A 20,102-nucleotide genomic window follows, 5' to 3' on the forward strand; every position below is an offset into this window, starting at 1 on the left:
CGTCTTTAAACGAATTATTCTTCTTCGTTTAAAACCTGCTTCTTAGATTTTTGACGTACAGGCTGCTTTGCTTCTTTCATTGCTTCAACGTCTTCTTCGTCTGTTGAAGGAACTTCGGCTTTAGCTTTTTTTACTGGCTTAGCTTCTTTGTCCTTTTTAGGTGCTTTTGCTTTTTTGGCCATTCCCGCTTCATCGTCGTCGTCTTCTTTTCCAGATTTTCTTTCGGAAAGTCCTTCGATTACTGCTTCAGAAACAATGCTCATAATGCTTTCAATAGATTTTGAAGCATCGTCGTTAGATGGAATTACGTAGTCAATAACGCGAGGGTCACTGTTCGTATCTACCATAGCAAAGATTGGAATTTTTAGCTTTAAGGCTTCGGCAACTGCAATGTGCTCACGGGTTGTATCTACAACAAATAGCGCAGCTGGAAGACGGCTCATATCTGAAATAGAACCTAAGTTTTTCTCTAATTTTGCGCGAAGACGATCTACGGCCAAACGTTCTTTTTTAGAAAGGGTGTTAAAGGTTCCGTCTTGCTTCATTCTATCAATAGAAGCCATTTTCTTAACGGCTTTACGGATAGTTACAAAGTTGGTTAACATACCACCTGGCCATCTTTCGGTGATGTACGGCATGTTAGCGGTTTTTGCTTTTTCAGCAACAATGTCCTTTGCTTGTTTTTTGGTGGCTACAAAAAGAATTTTGCGTCCACTGGCTGCAATTTTTTTAAGGGCTTCACTTGCCTCGTCTATTTTTGCAGCAGTTTTGTAAAGATTGATGATGTGGATCCCGTTGCGCTCCATATAAATATACGGTGCCATGTTTGGGTTCCATTTGCGGGTTAGGTGGCCAAAGTGCACACCAGCTTCAAGTAAGTCTTTTACTTCTACTTTTTTTGCCATTTTTGTTTTAGTTTACGTTCTGTGAAAGGATAGCAACCGCTTCTAAAATTGAATTTGGTTTAGATGCTAAACTAACTCCGCCAAAGACGGATAACAGCTTTTTTAATTAATAATGAATATGAACTTATAAAATGTCGTACCGCAATTAGTGCGGTACGACAAGTAATTTAAAATATTAACGTTTAGAGAACTGGAATTTCTTACGAGCTTTCTTCTGTCCGAATTTCTTACGCTCTACCATTCTTGGATCTCTTGTAAGTAAACCTTCTGGTTTTAAGATGCCGCGATTTTCGTCGTTAAGTGTGCACATAGCGCGAGAAATAGCAAGACGAATTGCTTCTGCTTGGCCTGTAATTCCACCGCCAAATACATTTACACTAATGTCGAAAGTAGTTTCGTTATCTGTAAGTACTAAAGGTTGTTTTACTTTATATTGAAGTGTTCCAGTTGGAAAATAGTTTTCCAACTCACGCTTGTTGATGCTAATGTTTCCTTTACCTTCTTTAAGGTAAACACGTGCAACAGCGGTTTTTCTTCTTCCTATTTTGTGAATTGTCTCCATTACTTGTTGTCGTTAAAGTTAATAGCTCTAGGTTTTTGTGCCTCTTGTCCGTGGTTTGCATCTGCATAAACTTTTAAGTTTCTGAAGATATCTGCGCCCAGTTTGTTTTTAGGAAGCATTCCTTTTACTGCTTTTTCAACAAGCCTTGCAGGGTCTTTTTTGTACATTTCTGTAGCGGTAAGACTTCGCTGCCCACCAGGATAACCTGTGTGGCGAATGTAGGTTTTATCGGCCCATTTGTTACCAGTAAGGTTAATTTTACCAGCGTTAATAATAATTACGTTGTCACCGCAATCTACGTGTGGGGTGAAACTTGGTTTGTGCTTACCGCGAAGTAATTTAGCAACTTCGCTTGCAAGACGACCCAATGCTTGCCCGTCCGCATCTACCAGTAACCATTCCTTTACAACGGTTGCCTTATTGGCAGATACTGTTTTGTAACTTAATGTATCCATTTAGTCTTTGTCAATTGTTAATAAATCATTGTTTTCTCACCCTAGAACAAAACGTATTTTGTCTAAGAGGGGTGCAAATGTAGTGTTATTTATTTGAAAAGCAAGGGGTGACAATTAATTTTTCTTTTGAAAAATGACTCAAGACCGCTGTGCTGAAAGACAAAAGACATATGACTAATAAAAAAAAGAATTATGAATACAGAATAATGAATGCAGAGTTATGAATTTGGAGCTAAAAGGTGATGAGTCGATTTCGATTTCAGTTTCGATTTCGATTTCCCTCTTACTCCAAAGTCACAATCAAATCATCCTTCATTACCATCGTTCCCGGTTTTAAAGAAATTGATTTTACTTTTCCAGCTTTGTTCGCCGTAATTGTGCTTTCCATTTTCATGGCTTCAATAATAAAAAGGTGATCGTTCTTTTTTATTTCCTGCCCTTTTTTCACCAAAATTTTATACAAACTTCCTTGTAGTGGAGCACCGTATTGATTGCTGTCTTGCGGATCTACTTTTACGTGAACTTCTTTTTCCACTTTAATAGATTTGTCTTTAATTTCTATAAAACGGTTTTCACCATTTACTGAAAAGAATACAATACGAACTCCATCTTCATTGGGAATTCCTACAGAAAGCAATTTTACAATAATAGATTTTCCGGGTTCCAATTCTATAATAGCTTCCTCCTGAAGCTTCATTCCATAAAAGAAATTTTCAGTAGCTAAAATGGCCACATTGCCGTATTTTTTATATTTTTCGTGGGCATCTTCAAAAACACGGGGATATAAACTATACGATAGAAAATCTTCAAATTCTATGGGTCGGGTAAATCCTTGCTGAAACTTTTTTCTGAATACTTTAAATTCTGAATCAAAATCTATCGGCTCCAAATGGGCATTGGGCCTATCGGTATAGGAAGTGTTGTTCTTCAGAATTATTTTTTGAAGTTCTTTTGGAAAGCCACCCAAAGGTTGTCCTAAATCGCCTTTAAAGAAATTAATTACAGATTCTGGAAACGAAATGGCTTCGCCGCGCTGCATTACATCTTCGGGCGTAAGGTTATTGGTTACCATAAAAATAGCCATATCGCCCACTACTTTTGAGCTTGGCGTAACTTTTACCAGATTTCCGAACATTTCGTTTACCTGCGCGTACATTTTTTTTACTTCGTGAAAGCGATCACCCAAACCGAGGGCTTCGGATTGTGGACGTAAATTTGAATACTGCCCCCCGGGAATTTCATGTTGGTAAACCTCAGCAGTTCCCGCTTTTAAGCCGGATTCAAACGGATAATATTTTTCACGAACATCTTCCCAATAATTTGAAAATTCGTTCAATTTATTAATATCGAATTTATTTTCGCGCGGTTGGTTGCGCATCATTTCAACTATTGAATTAAAGTTGGGTTGGGAGGTAAGTCCCGAAAGCCCGCCCAAGGCCACATCTACTACATCTACCCCCGCTTCAATGGCTTTTAAATAGGTGGCAGATTGAATGGAGGAAGTATCGTGCGTATGCAAATGCAACGGAATTTTTACCGTGTTTTTTAACGCTGCAACAAGTTCTGCCGCGGCATACGGTTTTAAAAGACCCGCCATATCTTTAATGGCAATCATATGCGCGCCTGCATTTTCCAGATCTTTGGCGAGTTGGGTATAGTATTTTAAAGTGTATTTTGTTTCTTTCGGATCGAGAATATCGCCGGTATAACTAATGGCGGCTTGCGCAATGCCGCCCGTTTTATTGCGAACGTAATTTATGCTCGGCTCCATGGCTTTTACCCAGTTTAACGAGTCGAAAATTCTGAAAATGTCTATTCCGTTTTCCCAGGAGGTTTCAATAAATTTTTCGATTAAATTATCGGGATAGGCTTTATAACCCACGCCATTTGAACCACGAAGTAACATTTGGAAAAGTATATTCGGCATCAATTTGCGAAGCTCGCGTAATCGTGTCCACGGACTTTCATTTAAAAACCGAAGGCAGACATCAAAAGTAGCGCCGCCCCACATTTCAATACTAAAAGTGTTGGGATGGTTTTTAGCAAAACTTTCTGCAACTTGCAACATATCGTAACTGCGCATACGAGTTGCGAGCAGGGATTGATGCGCATCGCGGATGGTTGTATCTGTATAATGAATTTTTTTATCTTCCTTTAACCAAAGGCAGAATTTCTCTGGTCCCAGTTCGGTGAGCAGATCTTTTGTGCCTTTCGGAAATTCTTTCTCGGCTTCAAACTTTGGAATTTTTGGTGTTCTAAAAATTCTGTTTTTATCAAAAGTTTTTACGTCCGGATTACCATTTACTATTACTTCACCTAAATAATTTACAATTTTTGAAGTGCGATCCTGTGGTAATTTTATATCGAAAAGTGAAGGAGTATTGGCAATAAAATTAACGGTCGCTTTTCCGTCCTTAAACGTTTCACTATGTATTACATTTTGAAGAAAGTGAATGTTTGTTTTTACTCCGCGAATACGAAATTCGCGTAGAGCACGCGACATTTTTCGTACCGCGCCGTCTAACGTTCTGCCGTGCGCCGAAACTTTAACGAGCATAGAATCAAAAAACGGACTAACGCTGTACGATTGGTAAATACTTCCGGCATCTAGCCGAATTCCCATTCCGCCAGCACTTCTGTAGGTTGTAATGGTTCCGTAATCTGGGGTAAAATTGTTTTCGGGATCTTCGGTAGTTAATCGGCATTGCATGGCGAAACCATAGGTTGCAAGCGATTCCTGATCGTAAATTTTAATTTGTTTGTCTGAAAGTTTATACCCGCCGGCAATAAAAATTTGCGTTTTTATAAGGTCTATTCCCGTTACCATTTCGGTAACTGTGTGTTCTACTTGAATGCGCGGATTTACCTCGATAAAGAACACATTATCGTCTTTATCTACCAAAAATTCTACGGTACCTACATTGTTGTATTTTACCTCTTCTGCAATTTTTAAAGCGTATTTATAAAGAGCATCTTTTACTTTTTTTGAAACGTTATACGAAGGTGCAACTTCAATAACTTTTTGGTGCCTTCTTTGTACAGAGCAATCGCGTTCAAACAAATGGCGAATGGTACCGTGGTTATCTGCCACAATTTGCACTTCTAAATGCTTGGGATCTTCCACATATTTTTCGAGAAACATTGTGTCGTCTCCAAATGCGTTAAGCGATTCGCTTCGGGCAGATTCAAAATTATTTTTTAGATCGTCGTTATTTCTAACAATACGCATGCCGCGTCCACCACCACCGGAAGCCGCTTTCAACATTAATGGGTAGCCAATGGTAGCTGCTTCAGAAAGTGCAACTTTAAGTGAAGTAAGTTTTTTTGTATTGCTTTTTATAATGGGAACATTGCATTTTTCGGCAATTTTTTTGGCGGTAATTTTATCGCCCAAAGCGTCCATAACCTTCGGGTCTGGCCCTATAAATACCAGTCCGTTTTTTGCGCAATTTCGGACAAATTCAGAGTTTTCGGATAAAAATCCGTATCCGGGATGAATGGCATCTACGCCTTTAGATTTTGCCAATGCAATTATGGCATTACCGTCTAAATACGGTTTTAAAGGTTGGTCGTTTTCGCCAATTTGGTAAGATTCGTCAGCTTTGTAACGATGTTGCGAATAGCGGTCTTCGTAAGTGTAAACGGCAACTGTTTTTAAATTTATTTCTGAACAAGCGCGTAAAACTCGAATGGCTATTTCGCCACGATTAGCAACCAACACTTTTTTAATTTTCATGGATACGGTTTTTTAAAATTTTAAATAAGGCGTTAAAGTTAGCAATTGCACAATTGTATAAAGAATAATAAATAAATAACTATAGAACCTATTACGACAATCAAGTTTTGGGGAGTAAGAAAAGTGTAAAAATATAAAACTATGAGAGTATATATGGGTTTTCACTTTTATAATTCCGAATAACAAAATCTAGCGCACTTTGTAATACCTCGCCCATATTTTGTGCTTTTTTAAATTTTATATCGCCAGTTAACTCAAAGAGCTCCATTTTTAATTGTTTCATTTTTTCGGGTGGTGCAATCTTATCTTTCTTCATACAGGCCATAAGCCCTTTTAAGCGTTTTTTCATACTGGTGGCGCGCTTAGCCAACAGCGATCTTTCTTCATTAATGTATTGGTCTATGGATGCTTGTTGTAAAAGTTCGGTGGTCATTGCCACCAGCTTGTTGTTTTCCTTCAAAAATTGTGGTTTGTAAACTTTTGAATTTCCTTCATAACTCTGTTGGTCAAAATCTATGGCGCGAATTCGGTACTGAATACGGTCAAAATCGTGGGTTAAAACCATTACGTAATTATACGAACGCATATCGCCCAATAATCGCACAAAGCAACGTTCGTTAAATTTCACGAACTCTTTAGCAATTTCCATTTTATCGCGATGGGTGCAATTTTCTAAATGGTTTTCTATAAAATCATCGCCGGGAATACCCGAAATATGTTCTTCAATTAAAGTGTTTTTTCGCACTAAAAAGTTTATGTGATTTGGCGAAAGCAAATCTTCCAGTTCCAAGCCGTAAATACGGGAAGCATCGGCTTTTTTAATATACAAATAGAGGTAATTGTCGTTTAGGATATTTCGAACTTTTATACGAAAAGGTTTTGAATTTCCGAAAGTGCAAAAATCTATACTGTCTATATTTAAGTAGGGAAAAATAGTATCGCTACCATCGGAATGCAAGATGGAATATACTTTTTTTAGGCTTTGGTTGATTTCTTCGGTTTCAAATTCAGAATAATAAACACTTACCCAAAGGGTGTCTTTTCCGTTTTTATCGAATACGGCCACCGAGCCGTGAAAACGCAACAAATCGTCGTAGTAGATAGGAATTTTAATGGTTCTTCCGTGGCGGGTTAAGTATTTTAAAAGCGCATCCGAAACGGGATATGCGGGTTTCTTTTTTGAAATTAATTTGTTTCGCTCCATAATTGCGGTAATAATTTTTAAAGATATGGATTTAAAAAAAGACGTAAGACCGCTTCGCTGAAAAGATGTAAGACCGCTTCGCTGAAAGACTTAAGATATAAGACTAAAAAAATCAGAATTCGGAAATGAAAGTTATTCCTTCACAAACTTTTTCAAAGCCACATTTTTTCCAGAATATAGTTGAAGATAATATACACCTGAAGCCAAACTGGAAACGTCCACGGTTGGGGAAACGGTATCAACATCAAATTGCAAAACTTTACTGCCCGTCATTGTGTAAATGTTTACTTGGTCTATGGTTTTGTCTTGGGTGTTTAGTTGCAATGTGTTTTTTGCGGGGTTGGGGTAGAGGGTTATTGCTTCTGAAAATGGGTTTTCTTCGAGGCCTAATGTTTCTGCATGTTTTAATATCCAGAAATCATTGCCACCCCGAGAATTTTCTGTTTTATCTCCTGAGATATTTGATGCAGAACGCCCTCCAAGGAAAAAACTTCCATTGGTTGCTTGGCTTAGTGACATTATAACATCAGGATTGTTTCCTCCAATGGTGTTTTGCCATTCTATAATACCTAAATTATTTATTTTTATTATCCAATAGTCTGACTCTCCTAAAGAATTTTCTGATTTATCACCTGAAATATTTGAATAGGAATATGTCCCTATGAGGTAACCATTATTTGAATCGGAAATAAGCGCAGTTAGCCCATCAGTTTGATCACCTCCAATAGTATTTTGCCAAAGAATATTTCCATTTTCATCTAATTTTATAATCCAACTATCAGAACCACCTAAAGAATCTTCGGTTTTATCTCCAGAAATGTTTGAATCTGAAGATGCTCCAATTAAATAACCTCCATCATTGGCAAGGATAACACTTGAAGCTCTATCTCCACTACTCCCTCCAATTGTATTTTGCCACTGTATTTGACCTAATGAATCAAGCTTTAAAATCCAACAGTCACTACTTCCTTGAGAGTTTTCGGTTTTGTCGCCAGAAATATTAGAATATGAAAACCCAGCTAAAATATAACCTCCATCTAATGTTTGTTTTATTGAATCGACCCAATCTTCATCATCTCCGCCAATTGTATTTTGCCATTCAATTTCGCCCATAGAATCTAATTTTACTATCCAAATATCATTTAATCCTATGGCATCTTCAGTCTTATCGCCGGAAATATTTGAGTTGGAATTGCCTCCAGCTAAAAAACCTCCATCAGAAGTTTGTATAAAACTTCTTAATTGATCGTCGTAATTGCCACCAATAGTATTTTGCCATTCAATGTTGCCTGTTGAATTAAGTTTAATGATCCAATAATCATAATAACCATTTGTGTCTTCAGTTTTATCCCCTGATATATTCGAATCAGAATAGCCTCCCAAAATATAACCTCCATCTGATGTTTGGGAGATTTGGGGATTCCAATCTGCCCAATTACCACCAATTGTATTTTGCCATTCAATGCTGCCTGCGCTATCAAGTTTTAAAATCCAATAATCAATACTGCCATTTGAATCTTCTGTTTTATCTCCTGAAGCATCAGACTCAGAATAACCACCAATTATTATTCCACCATCCATTGTATTTCCCATTGAAGTAAAAGAATCGTATTCACTCCCCCCAATAGTACGCTGCCAAAGTATATTTGGGTCTTGAGCGTAAAGTGAAATTGTTATTAATGCTAAAACTAAACTAACGAGGATATTTCTTTTCATAATAAAGGGTTTCTATTTTTACTAATTTTTTTTCGATTTCGATTTCGATTTCAGTTTCGATTTCAATATCATTCCTTCACAAATTTTTTCAAAGCCACATTTTTCCCTGAATACAGTTGAATATAATAAATGCCCGAAGCCAAGCTGGAAACATCTACGGTTGGGGAAACGGTATCAACATCAAATTGCAAAACTTTACTACCCGTAATTGTATAAATGTTTATTTGATCTATTGTTTTGTCTTGGGTATTGAGTTGTAGTGTGTTTTTTGCTGGGTTGGGGTAGAGGGTAATTCCTGTAGCTAAAAAGTTTTCCGTTGTGCCTAATAAATCATCTAACTTTAAAACCCAATAGTCATTTTCTCCAATAGAATTTTCTGTTTTATCTCCAGATATGTCTGATCTTGAATTTCCACCTAAAAATATTTTATTTTCAGATGTTCGATTAATTGATACTGCATAATCAGCGTGGCTTCCGCCTATGCTATATTGATTTAAAATTTCACCAGAATCATTTAATTTTAATAGCCATATATCAATACTGCCATTGGATGGGACAGTTTTATCTCCAGATATATTTGATGTAGAAAAACCAACGATCCAAAAGGAGCCATCAAAATCACTATATGAATCTAAACAACCATCAGCTTCATTTCCGCCAATAGTGTTTTGCCATTCAATATTTCCTGTTTGATCAAGTTTAATTATCCAATAATCCGAATCACCATAATTGTTTTCCGTTTTATCGCCAGACATATTTGAAAAGGATTCTCCTACAAGAATATATCCGCCATCATAAGACTGCGTAACATTATTTAAAATATCACCATCATCTCCTCCAATTGTATTCTGCCATTCAATATTTCCTGAAGGGTTTAACTTGACAATCCAATAATCATAATTTCCTTGATTAATTTCAGTTTTATCTCCTGAAATACCTGATCGAGAATATCCTCCTAAGATAAATCCGCCATCAGGAGTTTGCAGAACGGATTTTAATCTGTCTTCTGAATTTCCTCCAATTGTATTCTGCCATTCAATGTTTCCAGTGCTATCTAATTTTAAAATCCAATAATCGTCACTGAAGTTTACTGAGTCTTCAGATTTTTCTCCAGAAATATTAGAATTTGAGGTGCCACCAACAAAATAACCCCCGTCATTTGTTTGAATGATAGTATTCATTATATCCTGGTTGCTTCCTCCAATAGTTTTTTGCCATTGAATAATGCCTGAAGAGTTTAATTTTACAATCCAATAATCGTAAAAACCTCGACAATTTTCATTTTTATCTCCCGAAATGTTTGAGCCAGACCATCCTCCAATAACATATCCTCCATCAGAATCTTGAATTATAGTTTCTACTCTGTCAATATCGTCTCCTCCAATAGTATTATCCCATTCTATATTTCCAGTGGAACTCAATTTTACAATCCAATAGTCATCTTCGCCAATATTGTTTTCAGATTTATCTCCTGAAATATTTGATTTTGACGGTCCAGCAATCAAAAACCCCCCATCTAGTGTACTAATTGAAACCCTTAATTCTTCATCATCACTCCCCCCAATAGTTCGTTGCCAAAGAATATTCGGGTCCTGAGCATAAAGTGAAACTGTAATAAATGTTAAAACTAAACTTGCAATTAAATTTCTTTTCATAATGAATGGTTTTTATTTTTTCAAATTTTCCAAAGCCTTTCAGCTTTGATTTCATTTTCGATTTTGATTCAAAAAATTATTCCTTAATAAACTTTTTCAAAGCCACCTTCTTCCCAGAATACAACTGCACATAATAAACGCCAGCAGCCAAGCTGGAAACATCCACGGTTGGGGAAACGGTGTTAACCTCCAGTTGCAAAACATTGCTGCCCGTGATTGTGTAAATGTTTATTTGGTCTATGGTTTTCTCTTGGGTATTGAGTTGCAATGTGTTTATTACCGGGTTGGGGTAGAGGGTTACGTTTGTTTCAAGTTCGCTCCCTTCTACGCCCAAAATCGTTAAATTTTCATACCATACCAATTCCCTGTTTTGATTGGAAAGGGCCGCAGATAAAATGTCCAGATCGCCATCGTTGTCCAGATCTGCGGCATGGACCGTGCGCGGGCTTTGCAGATTGGGGTCGATTATGTTTTGGGGTCCAAAGCCGCCCATTCCATCCTCGTTTCTATACCAAGCAATTTTATTATCGTCTGTAGAGGCAGATAGCACGTCAACATCACCGTCGTTATCCAAATCTGCACTAGTAGTATCGAAAATATTGAGTGCCTCATTGCTTATTATGTTATAATAGTCGAACTGCCCCAAACCATTTAAATTCTCCCTCCAAATTACCAAATCTGTTTTTTGCGAAACTATGTCAAGATCATTATCGCCATCAATATCTACCAAGCTAAGGGAATTTTCATATAGCCCGATAGGGTCAATTATATGTTGTTCATTAAAATCTCCTAAGCCATCCACGTTTTCAAACCAAGAGAGATAAGCACTTCCTACAGAGTTGGTCAAAATATCCATATCCCCATCCCCGTCTATATCCCCGATTGCCTGGGTCCTGGCTTGGCTGATATTTGCATCTATGGTAATTCTTGAACTAAATGTTCCCGCTCCGTCAAGGTTTTCCACCCAATATAATCCATTCCCGTTAGAGACTCCCAGGACCAAATCAAGATCGCCGTCTCCATCTAAATCCGCTCCAGTAATTCCTGCGGCCCTTAGCAAATTATTGGAGATTAACTGTAATGCGGAAAAAGTGCCATTTCCAAGATTACGGTACCAAACCACTTCATCATCATCAAAAAAGCTAACGGCTAGGTCTATTTTCCCATCATTGTCAATATCTGCTGGGAACAGGGAAAAAGACTGTTTTTTGCCTTCCTGTATGGAAATGGGAGCGCTAAAAGTTCCTAAACCATCGAGGTTTTTATACAATGCAATTCTATCAAAAGAAGAAACAGCCACATCCAAGGCTCCATCTTGATCGAAATCCGCAGTTCGCACCATACGTACCGTACCGGAATTTTGGTCTATAATTTGTCGGGACCCAAATTGGGCATGACAACTTGTTCCCATAATTAAAATCCATAAAAAAATTTTAAGTTTATCTCTCATATTAAAAGGAAGGAGGCAGTTAAATATGAACTACCTCTTTTTTTATTTTTTAATTATTGCTTTTTAATATAACGGTTTCTTCTGTTCCGCCATCGTCATATTCTTTTATGATATTGTAAAGCCCCGGATCCAAATCGTTTATTAATTGGGGGTCGTTAATGCCCAACGAGTCCTTTGGAGTAACCGTTACGTTGGTGTTGAAAATGCCATCGTTAAACTTTAAAATATCCCCGCCACTTGGGGCTCGGTTATTATTGTCATAGCATCGTTGTGGCTGGGTGGTGTTTTCCTCCAATTGCAAAATACGTATGGCAGCGTGGTTGGGGTGCACAATGATATCGTAACGGGGCTCGTCAGCATCTATGCTGCTTACTATATTGAAATTATTATAGGTGAAATTTGTATTGCCGTATTCAATAGGCTGTGGGCAGTCGCATTCGCAGGAAACAAACCTATAATCAAAGCCCGGTTGGAATAAGGGTTTGTGGGTTGGCATGGTAGGCCCCACTAAGTAATAATCCCCCTTATAGGGTTCATAAAGCGATGCCACATCATACGTCATTACGGCCGCATACTTTCCATAGCAATCAATATCGATGGCCTCACGCATGCGGATGGCCTGACCCACGGAAAATATATGGCCACAGGCCAAAACTTCAGGCACATAATTCATATAGTTGCGCACATCTTCATCAAAAATTTGATAAGGATCTCCTTGACAATCCGCATCATTACCCAAATATTCACAAGTCTGATCATCGGTATTATATGCCCGTAATATCAACGTAGCAGCGGTATCGGTAACACGGTCGCCATTGGTATCTGCATTATAGTCCGGGTCGGTTTCAACGCGGGTTACGTGTTCACATTCATCTTCTTCTCCTGGTGGTACATTATAAAACTGGAAGGTATGTACCAAACCCATGTTGTGGCCCAATTCGTGGATCATCCCCCAAGTTGTAAACAACTCTCTTTTTACGATGCTCCTTGTTCCAAATAAGGTTGCGGAGCCCCCATAATTTTGCACAAAATCGTATGGAATGTACATATTTAAGGTGTTGGGATTTATTACATCTTCAGATGGACCGGGGTATTCGTCTATCCAATTGGCTAAATCAGAAGGTTTTTCAGGAATATAAATGGCCGTACTTTCAATATCATCAAACCCTCTATACTTAAAAAAGATATTGTATTGATTGAAAATTATGTTCATTTTGGCAACAGCTTTTAGAACGTCCTGTTCATTGATGTGTTCAGGACCGGGATTACCATTGTCCTGAACTATTCGCCAAAAGAAAATATTAAAAACCACAGGTTCAAAAGTATCCAAATAATTTTGGTCCACGGATTTGCTGAATTGTTCATCGCACCAATTTGTACTCAATGAAAAGTCTGACGCGCATTTAAGCTCAATTTGATCGTTGATTTGAGCGAACAAACTACTGTTATATCCAATAAATAAACAAAGGAAAATGGGAAAAAGGGCTGTTCGGCTTTTGTTAAAAATGATTGTTTTCATAAGAAAAATGGTTAGTGGCTATTAATCTTGAAGATATGAAATTTTTCTAAAAGGGAAGGGTTTAATCCCTTAAAAAGAAAAATCTCATAATTTCCCTTAAAACTGTCGTAAATATCCCTTAAGCAATTAATATATGTATAATTTCACAAAAAATTAAAAAAAGGATTCCTATTCCTTAATACTTCTATGGCTATCTTAGGTTTATTGTTTCCTGAAGGATTTTTTCTTTTACACTTTCCCAAGCTGTTGGCTTGGTCATTACCGGCATTTCTTCTTTTTCGGCATCTTCAAAATAGGTCAGGCTTTTCAGAACTAAAAATTGGGAGCCATCTTCATATTTTTTATTGTAGAACCCTATCATTTCTTTTAGGGAAAATGTTTTTAGTAAAAAATATAAATCAATAAAATCCCTTTTGCTCCCGCGTCCCGAAATGGCGTTGAGCTTCATTGCGGCAATATCTTCCAAGGAAAGCAAACGGATTGAATCTACTTTTTTGGTTTTTTTCAAAAGAGGATAACGATAGTTTACAAAATCCACTTTTATACCATTTATGGAATAAACGATGATGTTTTTACTTTTTTTTAAAACAAGGGGGTTCCCAAATCTGGAAAGTTCTCGATTAAATTCCAGTTCGTTTATTTCAGAATTTCCAAACATGTCAATATCCACAGAAAGACGGTGCCCAATCTGAAGTGCCAATGCCGTGCCGCCTACAAGATCGAAACCTATAAAAATTTCAGAACGCATTAGCTTATCTAAGAGTTCCAAAAGCTGGGCATCGACGTTTTGTTTGTATAACATCTGAATTCTTTTTTGTCAATTTTGAAAATAGCCGAAAGGAAAGAAAGCGTAACTGCATCCAATTCCCTAAATTGAAGCGAAATCTGTTTGATGGTTTCCAGTCCGTAAATTTCTTTAATAAGCTCCCAATCTTCCATCAATCCATACTCCAAAACCCTATGAATAATAAACTCCTTCGATTTTTCAAAATGAAGATCCGCTTTATTCACATCCCAAAAAAGATGCTCGGATAAGTGGGATATGGAATGAACAGCGGCCATTTAAAGGATATTGATTTTACATTTCAAAAATACCAAAAATAATAAGGTTTTATAAGACACCACCTTGGAATGTGAAATTTATTTTTTTTGGAATTTCCTCCCCTTCGGGAGTTAGGGAGCTTAATGCACCTTTAGCCAATTCTCGCCACCTCCTAAATCCACATCTAATAGGACTGTGAGCTCTACGGTGATACAATTTATATTTATTTAACATTTTAAAAAATACACTTAGTATAATTTCCTTAGTTTTGCGCCCACAAAAAAACAAAACTTATGAAAAAATTATTTGGATTATTATTTTTAGCTCTTGCTTTTACTGCTTGTTCAAGCGATGATGACAGCAGCAGTAACGAAGCATCTATCGAAGGTACTTGGAAAATGACAGCTTTCAACACTGAAAATGCCTACGACTTAAACAATGATGGCACAGCTTCAACAAGCGTTATGGACGAAACTAACTGTTACCAAAACGAAACAATTGTTTTTAATGCAGATGGTACGGGAACGGCTTTTAATACTTCGTATGCTGATATTGAACTAACTTTGGTTGCGGGAACTACAGACGAATATGAGTACACTGTAACTTGTGTTTCTGAAGATGATTCTACTCCGTTTTTATACACTCAAAACGGAAATACAATTACCCTAACTATGGGAGGTTTTAACCAAGATGTAACTCTTTCAGGAAATACACTTACATACGTATTTGAAGAAGGTTTTTACGTAGAAGTTGACAACAACGGAACAACTACAACAGTAACTGAAGATATTACTTTTGTTTTTACAAAACAGTAAGATTAAATTTCTAAATTGAAAAGAGCCGAAAGTAAAACTTTCGGCTCTTTTATTTTCTGCCAACTGCCACTGAATACTGCTAACTTATTAATGCGCTTCCAACCAATTCTCCCCAACACCCAAATCAACATCCAACGGCACGGTGAGTTTATAAGCGTTCTCCATCTCGTGCTTTACCATTGCTTGTAATTTCTCAAGCTCTGGCTTATAGGCGTCAAAAACCAATTCATCATGCACTTGGAGTAGCATTTTACTTTGATAATTTTCTTCCTCCAATTTTTTGAAAATGTTAATCATTGCAATTTTTATGATATCTGCGGCACTTCCCTGTATTGGAGCGTTCACAGCATTTCTTTCTGCCGCGCCACGTACAACTTGGTTGCTTCCGTTTATGTCTTTTAGGTAGCGTCTTCTGCCCAAAACAGTTTGCACATAGCCGTTTTCTCGAGCAAATTGAATTTGCTCGCTTATATAATTGCGAAGTTTGGGATAGGTTTTATAATAGGTATCGATCAACTCCTTGGCTTCAGTGCGGGAAAGGTCGGTCTGGTTGCTGAGGCCGAAAGCTGAAACGCCGTAAATAATCCCAAAGTTTACGGTTTTGGCATTGCTTCGTTGCTCCCGTGTTACTTCACTTAAAGGCACATTGAACACTTTTGAAGCCGTGGAGGCGTGAATATCCTCGCCATTTTTAAAGGCTTCAATCATATTATCCTCTTCGCTCAACGCGGCAATAATGCGGAGTTCTATCTGACTATAATCCGCTGCCATTAAAACGTAATCCTCGTTTCTTGGGATAAATGCCTTTCGCACCTCACGCCCGCGTTCGGTACGGATTGGAATATTCTGCAAATTTGGGTTGTTACTGCTTAAACGTCCAGTTGCGGCAACGGTTTGCATATAGTCGGTATGCACACGGCCGGTAGCTTTTTCAACTTGTTCGGGCAGCGCATCAACATACGTGCTTTTTAATTTTGCTAAACCACGGTATTCCAAAACATCGCGGATTATTTTGTGGTCTTTCGCCAAATAGGAAAGTACATCTTCGGCAGTAGAATATTGGCCTGTTTTGGTTTTTTTCGGCTTGTCTATCAGTTTCATTTTTCCGAATAGAATTTCGCCCAACTGTTTCGGGGATGCAATATTAAATTCTTCTCCAGCTTCTTCGTAAATATTTTTCTCAAGTTGAAGAATGTCTTTGTCCAATTGTTCGGAAAGATTTTTGAGGAAATCTTTATCTAAATTAATGCCTTCCAATTCCATTGCTGCAAGAACGCGAAGTAAGGGCACTTCAATTTCGTCAAAGAGTTTTTGGGTATTGGCTTCGCCCAATTCTTTTTCGAAATGTTCTTTTAGCTGAAACGTTACGTCTGCATCCTCAACGGCGTATTCGGTTTGTTTTTCAATTTCAACATCGCGCATACTTAATTGATTTTTACCTTTTTTACCAATTAATTCGGTGATGGCAACGGGGGTGTAGTTTAAATACGTTTCGCTTAAAACATCCATATTGTGCCGCATATCTGGGTTTATCAGGTAGTGCGCGAGCATCGTGTCAAAGAGTTTTCCCCTGACCGAAATGCTGTATTTGGCCAAAACTTTGATATCGTATTTTAAATTCTGACCAATTTTCTGAATAGATTCATTTTCAAAAAAAGGACGCAGAGCTTCAATTAATTGTTGAGCCTCCTCTTTGCTTTCTGGAAACGGCATATAAAAACCCTTTCCTTTTTCCCAAGAAAAAGCAATGCCTACCAATTCTGCTTCCAGCGGATTTAACCCTGTGGTTTCAGTGTCGAAACACACGCTCTGTTGCGCCATTAAATTTTGAAGAAACAGTTTGGTACCCATCCCCGGATTTACGGTTTGGTAAAAATGTTCGGTATTTGTAATGGTAGCGCGCGAGTTGTAATCTTTAATTTCTTGAGTAGCCTCGCCACCGCCACCAAATAATGAAAACTGTCCGCTTCCCGCAGAAGAAGCACTTTTTGCAGTTTCAGAATTTGAAATTTGCGTAACTTTTTCTGTCGCGCCTTCTTCTGAAAATAGTTTTAAAAACTGGTCTTTTAGTCGTCTAAATTCAAGCTCTTCAAAAATCTGCTGTACTTTTTCGCCATCGGGCATGGAGAGTTCGTAATTGGCTTCATTAAAAGTAACGTCGCATTGGGTATTGATGGTAGCGAGTTTTTTAGAGAGCATACCCAGTTCGGCATTTGCTTCAACCTTCTCCTTCATTTTACCTTTTAGCTGGTCTGTATTCGCCAAAAGATTTTCCATGGAGCCAAATTCTGCAATAAATTTTTTCGCGGTTTTATCGCCTACCCCTGGCAGTCCGGGTATATTATCACTGGCATCGCCCATCATTCCTAAATAATCAATTACTTGTTCGGGGCGTTCTACGCTAAAACGCTTTTGCACCTCAGGAATTCCCCAAATTTCTATTGCGTTACCCATTCGGGCGGGGCGGTACATAAAAATATTTTCGGTAACCAATTGTGCAAAATCTTTATCGGGAGTTACCATAAAAACTTGGTATCCTTGTTTTTCGGCTTGTTGGGCGAGAGTGCCAATAATATCATCGGCTTCCAAGCCCGAAAGTTCAACACACGGAATGTGCATAGCTTTTATAATTTGCTGAATTATGGGGATTGATTGCTTTATTACATCGGGAGTAGCATCGCGATTGGCTTTGTATTCCGCAAATAATTCGGTGCGCTCGGCACTTCCATCTTTATCAAAACATACTGCGAGATGGTCGGGTCTTTCGCGCCGTATTACATCGAAAAGTGAATTTAAAAAACCTAAAATAGCCGAGGTATCTTGCCCTTTGCTATTGATGGTCGGATTTTTTATAAGTGCGTAATACCCACGAAAAATTAGTGCGTATGCATCGAGAAGGAAAAGACGTTTTTGGGTGGTCATAGTTTATATTTTATTCTGAAAATGTCCTCAGGCACAGTTACAGAAGTTGTTTTAAGATAGAAATTTTTTATAGTTCTCTAGGGCGCTCGAACGGACATTCATCTTGTTTTCAAAAATAAAAATTACACTTCAGAAACGAAGGGTTTTATGTGAAAAAGAAAATTATAAATGAAGTGGATAATTATGAATGGCAATTTGTATTTTTCCATCTTAAAATATTTTAGATGAAAAAATACTCAATTGCAATACACGGCGGTGCCGGAACACTTATAAAAGGCTTAATGACTCCCGAAAAAGAAACCCAATATACAGCTGCTCTAAATGAAGCTTTGGAAAAGGGATATGCTGTTTTGGAGAATAATGGTTCGGCTATGGACGCTGTGGAGACGGCAGTAATGCATTTGGAAAATTCGCCACTTTTTAATGCAGGACGGGGAAGCGTTTTTACCAATGATGGCACTCACGAAATGGATGCGGCAATAATGGATGGCCAAACTTTAGATGCTGGGGCGGTTTCCTTAATTAGCGGAATTAAAAACCCCATTTCATTAGCCCGGGATATTTTGGATAAAACAGAACACGTTTTTCTGGCGGGAGAAGGCGCTATGCGTTTTGCGAAAAGCTTGGATTACGCATTGGAAAAACCTGAATACTTTTATGATGAGTTGCGCTATCAACAGTGGCAGGACATAAAAGATAGCGATGCTTTTCAATTAGATCACAGTGCGAAAAAAGACAGCAAATTTGGAACGGTGGGTGCTGTGGCCTGCGATAGTAACGGAAACATTGCTGCAGCAACTTCAACTGGTGGAATGACCAACAAGCGTTGGGGGCGCGTGGGCGATAGCCCAATGATTGGCGCCGGTAATTACGCCAACAACAAAACCTGTGCTGTAAGCTGCACCGGAAGTGGCGAATTTTTTATCCGAGGTGTGGTAGCTTACGATGTGTCTTGTTTAATGGAATACAAAGGAATGTCTGTTGAAGAAGCCGCTAAAGAAGTCATCAATAAAAGAATTGTAGCAATTGGCGGCGACGGCGGTTTAATTGCCGTAGATGCCAAGGGCAATATAGCAATGCCTTTTAATACCGAAGGTATGTACCGCGGGTATAAAACTTCCGAAGGACAAAAGGAGATTTCTATTTATAAATAAATAAAAATTCTTAATCCTTTACTGCCAACCGTACCTCTATATTTATTTTGAAGTTACAGCGTTTCTGCATCTGTCATTTCAAGATGAATGGGAGAAATATGAATTCGCTTTTCTTTTATATCTAATTTATCACCATTGGCTAAAATGTGAACTTTTAAATTGGTTATAGACATCGGGGAGCCTTCAGGGACCGCATCGCGATTGTTGTGAATTAATCTGCGAGGGTCAAAAAGAATTACCATTCCCGAACCAATTACTTCGCAATTATTGCGATTTTTAATTACCAAGCCGGTGTCTTCGGCTAAGCCAATGCCTACGCGCAATGGAAATTTGGCCATTGCTTCTGCCAATCTTCCAAAACGGCCGCGACGAATAAAATGCGAATCGATAATAAAGTTTGGAATAAAGCTCATTCCTTTTCCCATACGTACAGCACCTTTGGTAAAAGCTTCCTGCACGCCACCACCCGTAATCATTTCTTCGCTCATACACATGGCTCCAGCACTGGTGCCTGCAATAACAAACTCTTCATTCTCGTACTTGTTCTTTATAATTTTATCTAAAGGAGTGCCGCCAATGTATTTTACTATTTTAGATTGATCGCCACCTGAGAACATTACGCAATCTGCTTTTTTCATCAGTTCCAAAAATTCTGGATTTTTGGCGTCTTTTCGTTCTCTGATGTCCATTACATGAACATTTTTACAACCTAATTTATTAAATGCGTCCAGATAATTTTCGCTTACTTCAACCGGAATGCTGGATGCGGTGGGTATTACAATTATTGTTGCATCTATACCGCCGCTTTCTCGCACCACGCGAGATAGAATACCGTTCTCAATATATTCTAGTGTATATCTTTCGTTTTCTCCGTTTCCTTTGTCTTCATTTCCACCTATGGGGATTAGGGTGCCTTTAACGCTCATGGATTTATTTGTTTTGCGGGCAAAAATACGCTTATTGTTAG

At 38.1% G+C, this 20,102-nt stretch carries 15 protein-coding genes; 2 read left to right on the top strand and 13 right to left on the bottom strand.

The features are described 5' to 3' along the window. Window positions 1-14: 14 nt before the first annotated feature. The 11 genes from rpsB to QCQ61_RS06190 form a co-directional block, all read right to left on the bottom strand. Complete coding sequence (rpsB, locus tag QCQ61_RS06140) at window positions 15-905, bottom strand: 30S ribosomal protein S2 (RefSeq protein ID WP_279449890.1); 891 nt, start codon at window positions 903-905, stop codon at window positions 15-17. Between the two features lie 175 nt (window positions 906-1,080). After that, window positions 1,081-1,467: a 30S ribosomal protein S9 gene (gene rpsI, locus QCQ61_RS06145; protein WP_279449891.1), complete on the bottom strand. Its 387-nt coding sequence runs from the start codon at window positions 1,465-1,467 to the stop codon at window positions 1,081-1,083. After that, window positions 1,467-1,922 carry a 50S ribosomal protein L13 gene (gene rplM, locus QCQ61_RS06150; protein WP_279449892.1) on the bottom strand — a complete coding sequence of 152 codons (456 nt, stop codon included), beginning with the start codon at window positions 1,920-1,922 and terminating at the stop codon, window positions 1,467-1,469. The genes rpsI and rplM overlap by 1 nt, the downstream gene beginning before the upstream one ends. 283 nt (window positions 1,923-2,205) lie before the next feature. Beyond that, window positions 2,206-5,658: a pyruvate carboxylase gene (locus tag QCQ61_RS06155; protein ID WP_279449893.1), complete on the bottom strand. Its 3,453-nt coding sequence runs from the start codon at window positions 5,656-5,658 to the stop codon at window positions 2,206-2,208. A 139-nt stretch (window positions 5,659-5,797) separates the two neighbouring features. Then, window positions 5,798-6,862, bottom strand: a complete 1,065-nt coding sequence (locus QCQ61_RS06160; RefSeq protein ID WP_279449894.1) for a hypothetical protein — start codon at window positions 6,860-6,862, stop codon at window positions 5,798-5,800. A 132-nt stretch (window positions 6,863-6,994) separates the two neighbouring features. Beyond that, window positions 6,995-8,578: a T9SS type A sorting domain-containing protein gene (locus QCQ61_RS06165; RefSeq protein ID WP_279449895.1), complete on the bottom strand. Its 1,584-nt coding sequence runs from the start codon at window positions 8,576-8,578 to the stop codon at window positions 6,995-6,997. Between the two features lie 68 nt (window positions 8,579-8,646). Beyond that, entirely contained in the window at window positions 8,647-10,233 is a 1,587-nt protein-coding gene (locus tag QCQ61_RS06170; RefSeq protein ID WP_279449896.1) for a T9SS type A sorting domain-containing protein, read from the bottom strand. Window positions 10,234-10,309: 76 nt separating this feature from the next. After that, a complete protein-coding gene (locus tag QCQ61_RS06175; protein ID WP_279449897.1) occupies window positions 10,310-11,644 on the bottom strand; it encodes an FG-GAP-like repeat-containing protein in 1,335 nt (444 codons plus the stop codon). A gap of 88 nt (window positions 11,645-11,732) precedes the next feature. Next, the gene (locus tag QCQ61_RS06180; RefSeq protein WP_279449898.1) at window positions 11,733-13,202 is read right to left on the bottom strand and encodes a zinc metalloprotease; all 1,470 of its coding nucleotides are present in this window, start codon (window positions 13,200-13,202) and stop codon (window positions 11,733-11,735) included. A 190-nt stretch (window positions 13,203-13,392) separates the two neighbouring features. Continuing rightward, complete coding sequence (locus tag QCQ61_RS06185) at window positions 13,393-14,004, bottom strand: nucleotidyl transferase AbiEii/AbiGii toxin family protein (protein WP_279449899.1); 612 nt, start codon at window positions 14,002-14,004, stop codon at window positions 13,393-13,395. Then, a complete protein-coding gene (locus tag QCQ61_RS06190) occupies window positions 13,959-14,264 on the bottom strand; it encodes a DUF6922 domain-containing protein (protein WP_279449900.1) in 306 nt (101 codons plus the stop codon). Before QCQ61_RS06190 ends, QCQ61_RS06185 begins: the two co-directional genes overlap by 46 nt. A 273-nt stretch (window positions 14,265-14,537) precedes the next feature. On the opposite strand from QCQ61_RS06190, the gene QCQ61_RS06195 reads away from it, so the two are divergent. Then, window positions 14,538-15,059, top strand: a complete 522-nt coding sequence (locus QCQ61_RS06195) for a lipocalin family protein (protein ID WP_279449901.1) — start codon at window positions 14,538-14,540, stop codon at window positions 15,057-15,059. Between the two features lie 87 nt (window positions 15,060-15,146). Here QCQ61_RS06195 and polA read toward each other — a convergent pair whose 3' ends face one another. After that, complete coding sequence (gene polA, locus QCQ61_RS06200; protein ID WP_279449902.1) at window positions 15,147-17,981, bottom strand: DNA polymerase I; 2,835 nt, start codon at window positions 17,979-17,981, stop codon at window positions 15,147-15,149. A gap of 224 nt (window positions 17,982-18,205) precedes the next feature. Between polA and QCQ61_RS06205 the strand changes: the two genes are divergently transcribed. Beyond that, window positions 18,206-19,135 (top strand): isoaspartyl peptidase/L-asparaginase family protein, encoded by a 930-nt coding sequence (locus tag QCQ61_RS06205; protein WP_279449903.1) that lies wholly within the window; start codon window positions 18,206-18,208, stop codon window positions 19,133-19,135. Window positions 19,136-19,188: 53 nt separating this feature from the next. Here the strand turns inward: QCQ61_RS06205 and QCQ61_RS06210 are convergent, their stop codons facing one another. Beyond that, a complete protein-coding gene (locus tag QCQ61_RS06210) occupies window positions 19,189-20,061 on the bottom strand; it encodes a cyanophycinase (protein WP_279449904.1) in 873 nt (290 codons plus the stop codon). Between the last annotated feature and the right edge of the window lie 41 nt (window positions 20,062-20,102).

The organism is Aequorivita marisscotiae (assembly GCF_029814825.1).
GTDB classification, from domain to species: domain Bacteria; phylum Bacteroidota; class Bacteroidia; order Flavobacteriales; family Flavobacteriaceae; genus Aequorivita; species Aequorivita marisscotiae.

Excerpts from the sequence above, each read along its gene's own strand:
- QCQ61_RS06210 (WP_279449904.1), bottom strand. The coding sequence starts at position 20,061 with ATGAGCGTTAAAGGCACCCTAATCCCCATAGGTGGAAATGAAGACAAA.
- QCQ61_RS06155 (WP_279449893.1), bottom strand. The coding sequence starts at position 5,658 with ATGAAAATTAAAAAAGTGTTGGTTGCTAATCGTGGCGAAATAGCCATT.
- QCQ61_RS06190 (WP_279449900.1), bottom strand. The coding sequence starts at position 14,264 with ATGGCCGCTGTTCATTCCATATCCCACTTATCCGAGCATCTTTTTTGG.
- QCQ61_RS06180 (WP_279449898.1), bottom strand. The coding sequence starts at position 13,202 with ATGAAAACAATCATTTTTAACAAAAGCCGAACAGCCCTTTTTCCCATT.
- rpsI (WP_279449891.1), bottom strand. The coding sequence starts at position 1,467 with ATGGAGACAATTCACAAAATAGGAAGAAGAAAAACCGCTGTTGCACGT.
- QCQ61_RS06165 (WP_279449895.1), bottom strand. The coding sequence starts at position 8,578 with ATGAAAAGAAATATCCTCGTTAGTTTAGTTTTAGCATTAATAACAATT.
- QCQ61_RS06205 (WP_279449903.1), top strand. The coding sequence starts at position 18,206 with ATGAAAAAATACTCAATTGCAATACACGGCGGTGCCGGAACACTTATA.
- rplM (WP_279449892.1), bottom strand. The coding sequence starts at position 1,922 with ATGGATACATTAAGTTACAAAACAGTATCTGCCAATAAGGCAACCGTT.
- polA (WP_279449902.1), bottom strand. The coding sequence starts at position 17,981 with ATGACCACCCAAAAACGTCTTTTCCTTCTCGATGCATACGCACTAATT.
- QCQ61_RS06185 (WP_279449899.1), bottom strand. The coding sequence starts at position 14,004 with ATGTTATACAAACAAAACGTCGATGCCCAGCTTTTGGAACTCTTAGAT.
- rpsB (WP_279449890.1), bottom strand. The coding sequence starts at position 905 with ATGGCAAAAAAAGTAGAAGTAAAAGACTTACTTGAAGCTGGTGTGCAC.
- QCQ61_RS06175 (WP_279449897.1), bottom strand. The coding sequence starts at position 11,644 with ATGGGAACAAGTTGTCATGCCCAATTTGGGTCCCGACAAATTATAGAC.
- QCQ61_RS06195 (WP_279449901.1), top strand. The coding sequence starts at position 14,538 with ATGAAAAAATTATTTGGATTATTATTTTTAGCTCTTGCTTTTACTGCT.
- QCQ61_RS06170 (WP_279449896.1), bottom strand. The coding sequence starts at position 10,233 with ATGAAAAGAAATTTAATTGCAAGTTTAGTTTTAACATTTATTACAGTT.
- QCQ61_RS06160 (WP_279449894.1), bottom strand. The coding sequence starts at position 6,862 with ATGGAGCGAAACAAATTAATTTCAAAAAAGAAACCCGCATATCCCGTT.